Here is a 6,494-nt window from a genome sequence, read left to right as displayed (position 1 = left end):
GGGCGTGTCCGCCGAAGACCGGGCCGCCATCACCCACCGCAACGCCGAGCGTCTCTTCGGCTGGGAGATGGCGGAGCTGCCCACCTGATCACCTGGACGGGGCCGCCCGCGGCCAGCGTCGGCGACGGTACGGGGCGGTCGGACGGGCGGTCGGACGCCTCAGCGTGAGCGCCGCTCGCGGAGCAGCTCGCCGTGGCGGGCCATGACCTGCGTCGCGGCCCGGCTCAGCTCGGCGGGCACCGCCGGCAGGACCGGCAGGCCGTGCTCGCGGCTGGGCAGGGCGATCGTCGCCGTCCCGCGGGCCGTCTCCTCGTCGCGCTGGTTGCGCGCCCACACCGCGACGTCGACCAGCGCCCGCCCGTCCTCGACCCGCTTGCCCGTCACCTCGCCGCCGAGCACCTGGGCGTCACCGTGGTAGTTGAACTTGCGGATCTCGTCGTGCTGGCGTTCGACCCAGCCGTCGTCACCCGCCCAGTCGGTGAGGAAGTGGTGCAGCCAGCACTCGCGCAGCACGCCGTAGTCGTAGGCGCGCGGGTTGCCGATCGCCTGCGCCCACGCGTTGTCCCAGTGGACGCGCTGCGCGACGTCGGGGACGCCGTACTCGTTCTTGACGTAGAACGCCGGGATGCGCTGCCGGTTCTCCCAGCCGCGGCGACCGGTCTTCAGCCCGTAGGGCACGAAGCCGTAGCCGCCGGCGTGGAAGATGATCATGTCCGTCGTGGTCAACGGGCCCTTGGCCTTGGCTCCCATGGCCTGGCCGACCTCGACGTCCTCCCACATGAGCCGGGCCCGCCCCTGGCGGGTCTCGGCGGCGTAGGTCTCGTCGAGGGCGGCGAGCTGCGCATCGTCCCAGCTCGGCACGGGGATCTCCGCGTACTTGCCCTTCTCCCGCGCCTTCTTCCGCTCGGTGTAGATCACGAGCGTGCGGTAGACGCCGACGACCTCCGCGCGCTGGTTGACCTTGATGTCACGCAGGACCCGGATGACCGAGCTGCCGGCGAACTCCGACTGCTTGGTCTCCACCGACTCCAGGCCGGAGAGGCTGTAGAGGGTGTCACCCGGTCGCACCGGCCGGTACCAGGTCCAGGTACCGCCGGAGACGAAGGCGTGGATGCCCCGGTAGGAGCCGCCCTTGGCCAAGGGGTCCTTATCGCCGAGCAGTGGCGCGTTGAGGACCGCAGCCATGATCGGTGGCGCGATCTGCTCGCCCCACCGGCTCGTCTCACCGTGACCCGGGTCGCAGAACAGCGGATTGTCGTCGCCGTAGCTGTGGGCGAAGTTGCGGATGGCCTCCGGGGTCGCGGTGGACAGGTACTCCTGCTGCCTGCTCGCCACGAGGCGCCCGAGCGCCGCCCGATCCTGCGCGAGGTCCTCCTGGACGAAGACGCTGGAGGAGGCCCGCTCGAACTCTGCCTGCTGGTCGGTCGTCACGCTCATGGTTCGAGTGTCCCGACATGCGGGTCCTGGGTGACCCTCCCGGGCGGGAAGGGCACTTTCACGCGGGCCATCAGACGATCTTCGCCGCGCGCAGCGCCGCGACATCCTGCGGACCGTGCCCGATCTCCGCGAGCAACTCGTCGGTGTGCTGGCCGAGGGTGGGGGCGGGCCGGCGCAGCTCCCACGGCTGACCCTGGACGCGGACGGCCTCGCCGACGTAGGTGAAGGGCCCGGCCAGCGGGTGCTCGTCCTCGACGAGGATGCCGCGGGCGCGGACGTGCGGGTCGTCAAGCAGGTCGCGCAGGCGGTTGGCCCGGGTCAGCGGCACGTGGTGGGTGAGAGCGAGGGCGACCCACTCGTCGGCGTCGCGGGTGTGGAAGATCTTCTGAAGCTCCCGGCGCAGACCGAGGAGGCCGAAGCCGAAGTCGAAGGGCCCGCTGGCGTCGAGCCTGTCGATCAGGTCGGCGCGGTCGACGGCCAGGCAGAAGCCGCGCCAGAACTTGGGCTCGGTGGCGCAGAACAGCAGGAACCGGCCGTCGCGCGCCTCGTAGAACTGGTAAAATGCCGACCCGCTGTCGCCTTGTTCGGTCCTCGGCATCGTCGCGTGGTCGGTGACCCGGTCCCGGTTGAGGTTGTAGGTGACGGCGATCCACGCCTGCGCGATGACCGCGTCGCTGGCGGCGGCGTCGAGGAAGCAGCCCTCGCCGGTCCGCTCGCGCTGGAACAGGGCGGCGGCGACGTGGAACGCGGCATGGACCGCTCCGGCGGCCGTGCCCTCGCCGCCGCTGGTGGTGCCCCCCAGGTAGTCGGGCGTCTGCACCTGCCGGACGAGCCCGTCCGGGCCCATCTCGACCGGCACCGCGCCGGCCAGCGCGTTGGTCATCTGCCCGTGGGTCGGCATGCTGGCCAGCGGGCCCTCGCTGCCGTAGCCGGAGTACTGGCAGTAGACGATGTCGGGCTTCGCCGCTTGCTGCTGGGCGTAGCCGATCCCGAGCTTCGTACAGGCGTCGCCGGCGAAGCCGTCGACGAACACGTCCGCGGTGGACAGCAGCTCGTAGAAGAGCGCGCGGCCCTCGTCCCGGCGCAGGTCGAGGGTGATGCTGCGCTTGTTCTTGTTGACCTGGATGTGCGCGGGGCTGTGCTGCGGGGTGATCTGGCCGAGGAAGCCGCGCAGGTAGTCCCCCATGCCGGGCGACTCAACCTTGATCACGTCGGCGCCGAGGTCGGCGAGCAGGGTGCCCAGGGTGTCGCCGTTGAACAGCATCGCGGATTCGAGGACACGGACGCCTTCGAGTAGTCGACTCACTCCGCCCACCCTTGCCCACCACATGTCCGGTGTCGCGCAAACCCGGTTTGCGCCGCGGATGCGCGCAATCGCGGGCAGGCCGCACCAGAATTGACCAATGACTGTCCTTGACGCTGATCTCACCGTCCTGCCGAACCCGGGTTTGTTGATAGGTGACGGGCGGGTGTCAGACAGCAGCGAAGGCGAGTTCACTCACGTGTACGCGGCTACCGGGAAGCCGACCCGCGGCGTGGCGATGGCCGGCGCGGGTGAGATCGACGCCGCGGTGCGGGCGGCCCGCGCCGCGCTGCCCGGCTGGCGCGCCACGCCGCTGGACCGGCGCCGCGACCTGCTGGCCGAGGCCGCCCGGCTCATCCGACGCGAGGCTGCGACGATCGCGCAGCTCACGACGATCGACAACGGGACGCCGTCCATGATTGCCGCGAGCACGCCGCTGCTCGCGGCGGACCTCTTCACCTACAACGCCGGCTGGGCCGACAAGATCGGTGGAGAGGTCGTCGGGACGTGGCCGGTGCCGGCGCTGGACTACACCCTCGACGAGCCGTACGGCGTCGTCGGGGTGATCGTGCCGTGGAACGGACCGGTCGTCTCCGTCGGCCAGATCGTGGCTCCCGCGCTGGCCGCGGGCAACTGCGTGGTGCTCAAGCCGTCGGAGCTCGCGCCCTGGGGCTGCCTGCGCATCGGAGAGCTGCTTCTTGAGGCCGGCTTCCCGCCCGGCGTGATCAACGTGGTGCCCGGTGGACCAGCCGGTGGCCAGGCACTGGTCAGCCATCCCGGCGTCGACAAGATCCACTTCACTGGCGGCGGTCAGACGGCCAAGCGCATCCTCGCCTCGGCGCTGGAGACGCTCAAGCCGGTGGGACTCGAACTCGGAGGCAAGTCCGCGAACCTCGTCTTCGAGGACGCCGACATCGTCGCGGCCGCGCAGCAGGCCATGACGGGAGCGGTCCTGCTCTCGGGCCAGGGCTGCATTCTCGGCACCCGGATCCTGGTGCAGCGCAGCATCCACGACGCGTTCCTCGCAACACTGTCCGCGATCCTCGGTCAGATCCCGGTGGGGGACCCGAGCGTGCCGACGTCGGTCATGGGGCCGGTGGTCAGCGAGGACGCCGCCGATCGGATCCTGGGGATGGTGACCACCGCGCAGAAGGAGGGCAATCGTCTGGTCACCGGCGGCGAGCGCCTCGGCGGCGATCTCGCCGACGGGTGGTTCATCGGACCGACGGTCCTCGCCGACGTCGCGCCGACCGACTTCATCGCGCAGAACGAGGTCTTCGGTCCCGTGCTCGCCGTGACACCCTTCGACACGGAGGCGGACGCCGTGGCGATCGCCAACGCGACTCCCTACGGGCTGGCCGCCTACGTCCAGACCGACGACCTGCGCCGCGCCCACCGCGTCTGCGCGGCGCTCGAGGCGGGCAACATCTGGGTCAACGGCTTCCTCGGCATCCCCCCGGGAGCGCCCTTCGGCGGCGTGAAGCAGAGCGGCCAGGGTCGCCTGGGCGGAATCCACGCGATCCGGGAGTTCACGCGGCCGAAGAACGTCTGGATGGCGCTGTAGCAGGGTTCAGGTGCGGGAGACCGCCGAGGTGGTCTCGTGGGAGGCCCGGGTGCCGAGGTAGGCCGCGGCCACCACGGGATCGGACCGGATCTCGCTCGGGGTTCCCTCGGCGATCTCACGACCGAACTCGAGCACGAGCACCCGGTCGGCGGTGCGCATGACCATGGCGACGTCGTGCTCGATGAGCAGCACGCCGATCCCGCGCTCGTCGGCGAGCCGGCGCAGCAGCTCACCGAGGGCGCGCGACTCGTCCTCGTCGAGCCCGGCGGCCGGTTCGTCGAGGAGCAGCACCGACGGTTCGGTCGCCAGCGAGCGGGCGATCGCGACCGAGCGGCGCTGACCATAGGACAGGCTCTCGGCCTTGACGTCGAGCACGTCTGCCAGGCCCATGTCCCGGACCGCCCGCGCCACCCCCGCCGGCAGCTGGTCGTCGCCGGGGCGGACGAGGTCGAGCAACCAGGCCAGCCGGTCGTGCGAGTCAGCCGCCGCGAGCAGGTTCTCCCGGACGGTCATGTCGTCGAAGAGCTCAAGGGACTGGAAGGAGCGGCACAGTCCTTCCCGGGCGCGCAGGTGCGGGCTGAGCGTGCCGATGTCGCGGCCGCCCAGGGAGACCGATCCTGTGGCCGGCTGGGCGTAGCCCGTCACCGCGTCGATCAGTGTCGTTTTGCCGGCGCCGTTCGGTCCGAGGATCCCGATCACGGTGGCCGGTGGGACCGTGAGGTCGACGTTGTCGAGCGCGACGACCCCACCGAAGCGAACCGTGACGTTGCGGATCTCCAGTGCTCTGGCCGGGACGGTGCCTGCGTCCCCCGGGTCGCCCAGCGGTACGGACGTCCTGCTCGACGTCACGACACGGTTCCGGAGCAGGCGGGCCCGGAGCTGGCGGGCGACGGCGATGTTGCGTCCCGCCAGCCCGTCCGGCGCGCTCAGGAGCAGCAGAAGCAACAGGACGCCGCCGACGAGCGGGAGGTACTCCTCGACGCTGTCGAACGCCTTGGAGAGCACGAGAGCTCCGACGCCCGCGGCGGCGATCGTCGAGCCGTAGAGCGGCCCCGAGACGTAGCCGATACCACCGATGACGGCGAGGGTCAGGATCGTGATCGAGGTGAAGGGGTCGAACAGCGTCGTGTACTGGATGGCGGAGAAGCTGAACGCGTAGAGGATGCCACCGAGCCCCGCTATCGCGGCGCCGAGGCTGAACGCGTAGAGCTTCGACTGTATGACCGAGATGCCCAGCGATGCCGCCGCCCGTTCGTTGGCGCGCACCACGAGTAGCCGCCGGCCGCTGCGTCCGCGGCGGAGATTGGCCACGGCCACCGCGACCACCGCGACCGAGACCACGCACAACGCCGCGTAGTTGCCGGGGTGGAGCACCGGGTCGATCGGGATGCCGAGCAGGGTCTGGGGTGCGATGGGCGTCCCGCGGTTGCGCCCGGTGAAGTCGGTGCTGTTGAACAGCAGCGACCAGGAGGCGAAGCCGAGGCCGAGGGTGACGACGGCGAGGTTCACGCCGCGGGTGCGCAGTGCGGGCAGGCCGAAGACGAAGCCGACCACGACCGCCGTCGCGACGCCCAGCGGCACGGCCGCCTCGAAGGGCCAGCCGTGGTTGGACACCAGCCGCCCGGCGGCGAAGGCACCCACCCCGCCCAGCGCGAACTGGGCGAGGGACAGCTGCCCCGCGTACCCGGTCACGACGACGACGCTCAGAGCGATCATGGCGGCGGACATCGAGCTGACCAGAGCCACGTTCCAGTCGGTCGGCAGGACAGTGGCCGCGAGTACGGCCAGGACGGCGGCGAGCCCGAGCGCGTACAGGGGAGAGCGGACCGCAGCGCCCACCGCGGGCAGGCGGTCAGCGGTGCTCCCGCGGACGGGAAGCCCCTGGCCGCGGACGACGAGCACCAGCACGATGACGAGGAAGGGGACGGCGTCGGAAACGCCGGTCGTCTGCACGTAGTGCGTGCACTCGCTCTGGATGACACCGATCAGCAGTCCGCCGACGAGCACCAACGGGTAGGAGCGGAATCCGCCGAGCAGCGCCGCCGCCAGCGCTGGGATGATCGTGAACGCCAGCGAGTTGACGGAGAGGTAGTCGCTGGTGAGCGAGGGGAAGAAGGCGCCTGCCAGCCCGGCGAGGGCGCCCCCCAGCGCCCACGTGCCGCAGGCCAGCGCGTCCGGGGAGAACCCCAG

4 protein-coding genes are annotated in these 6,494 nt (G+C 71.1%); 1 reads left to right on the top strand and 3 read right to left on the bottom strand.

Features of this window, described 5'->3' with window-relative positions:
• Positions 1-159 precede the first annotated feature (159 nt).
• Positions 160-1,437 carry an FAS1-like dehydratase domain-containing protein gene (locus U9978_RS17325; protein WP_322762184.1) on the bottom strand — a complete coding sequence of 426 codons (1,278 nt, stop codon included), beginning with the start codon at positions 1,435-1,437 and terminating at the stop codon, positions 160-162.
• 70 nt (positions 1,438-1,507) lie between these two features.
• Positions 1,508-2,743, bottom strand: a complete 1,236-nt coding sequence (locus U9978_RS17320; protein ID WP_322762183.1) for a CoA transferase — start codon at positions 2,741-2,743, stop codon at positions 1,508-1,510.
• A 97-nt stretch (positions 2,744-2,840) separates the two neighbouring features.
• On the opposite strand from U9978_RS17320, the gene U9978_RS17315 reads away from it, so the two are divergent.
• The gene (locus U9978_RS17315) at positions 2,841-4,304 is read left to right on the top strand and encodes an aldehyde dehydrogenase family protein (RefSeq protein WP_322762182.1); all 1,464 of its coding nucleotides are present in this window, start codon (positions 2,841-2,843) and stop codon (positions 4,302-4,304) included.
• A 6-nt stretch (positions 4,305-4,310) separates the two neighbouring features.
• On the opposite strand, the gene U9978_RS17310 is transcribed toward U9978_RS17315, so the two are convergent.
• Positions 4,311-6,494: ABC transporter permease subunit (locus tag U9978_RS17310; protein WP_322762181.1), on the bottom strand; the 2,184-nt coding region annotated here is incomplete at its 5' end.

This window comes from Protofrankia sp. Cr2 (genome assembly GCF_963555885.1).
Taxonomy (GTDB): Bacteria; Actinomycetota; Actinomycetes; order Frankiales; family Frankiaceae; genus Protofrankia.
The sequence above is the reverse complement of the archived record's forward strand: the minus strand, read 5'-3'. Positions and strand labels throughout refer to the sequence as shown.